1 protein-coding gene is annotated in these 1393 nt (G+C 72.9%); it reads right to left on the bottom strand.

The annotated features are described in order from the left end of the window. A partial coding sequence (locus tag JCR33_RS24570) for a non-ribosomal peptide synthetase (protein ID WP_198884792.1) occupies positions 1-1393 on the bottom strand: 1393 nt, incomplete at both ends.

The raw sequence follows: 1393 nt of genomic DNA, 5'->3' as shown, positions 1-1393 counted from the left end.
TCGTCCTCGAGCTGGTTCAGCAGCCAGGCGCGCCGCTGGGCGAAGGAGAGCGGCAGTTCCGCCGGGCGCGGCTGAGCGGTCACCGGGCCGCTCGCCGGCGTCGCCCTCGCGACGGCGTCGGCGAGGTCCTGGAGGACGGGATGCTCGAACACGGTGCGGACGGAGACGTCGCGGCCGAGGCGCTCGCGCAGCTGGGCGACGAGACGCACCGCGAGCAGCGAGTGGCCGCCGAGCCGGAAGAAGTCGTCGCCCATGCCGACTCGGGGCGCCCCCAACAGGGCGGCGACGATCGCGCAGAGCACCGCCTCGTCCGGCGTCGCCGGGGCGATATGGTCGGCGACGGCCACCGTCGGCTCGGGGAGCGCGGCGCGGTCGAGCTTGCCGTTGACCGTCAGCGGCAGACGATCGAGCCCCACCAGCATGGCGGGCACCATGTAGCCCGGCAGGCGCTCGGCGAGATGCGCCCGCAGCGCCGTCACGTCGATCTCCGCCCCCGGCACCGGCACGGCGTAGCCGACCAGCCGCGCGTCGGCTCCCGCGCCGCGGACCACCACGGCGGCCTGCGCCACCTCGGGCCGCGCGAGGAGCGCCGTCTCGATCTCCGCCGGCTCGATGCGGAAGCCGCGCAGCTTCACCTGATCGTCGGCCCGGCCGTGATAGACGAGCTGGCCGTTGGCCCGCCAGGCGGCCCGATCCCCGGTCCGGTAGAGCCGCTCGCCCGCGCCGAACGGGCTCGCCACGAAGCGCGACGCGGTCAGTCCGGGACGGCCGTGATAGCCGCGCGCCAGGCCCCCGCCCGCGACGTAGAGCTCCCCGATGACCCCGGGTGGACACAGGCCGAGCCGCTCATCGAGCACGTAGACGTCGAGGTCGGCGAGACCGGTGCCGATCCACCCCCGCTGTGCGGCCTCGACCGTCGGCAGGTCGATCGGCGCGGCCGTCACGTGGACGGTCGTTTCGGTGATGCCGTACATGTTGATGAGCCGGGGACGCGCCGGATGGCGGTCGACCCAAGGCTGCAGCCGTGGAATGTCGAGCGCCTCGCCGCCGAAGATCACGGTCCGCAGCGCGAGGGGTGCGCCGTCGCTCGCGGCATCCGCCTGGATGAGCTGATAGAAGGCCGACGGCGTCTGGTTGAGGATCGTCACCTCTTCCTCGGCGATCAGCGTGCGGAACTGATCGGGCGAGCGGGCGACGAGACTCGGCACGATGACCAGCCGCCCGCCATGCAGCAGCGCCCCCCACATCTCCCAGACCGAGAAGTCGAAGACATAGGCGTGAAACAGCGTCCAGACATCGCCGCCGTCGAAGGCCATCCATGGACGCGCCGCATCGAACAGCCGCGCGACCTGGCGATGCTCGACGCAGACGGCCTTGGGCGTTCCGGTGCTGC

It is taken from the genome of Acuticoccus mangrovi (assembly GCF_016411865.1).
In the GTDB taxonomy this organism is placed as follows: domain Bacteria; phylum Pseudomonadota; class Alphaproteobacteria; order Rhizobiales; family Amorphaceae; genus Acuticoccus; species Acuticoccus mangrovi.
The sequence above is the reverse complement of the archived record's forward strand: the minus strand, read 5'-3'. Positions and strand labels throughout refer to the sequence as shown.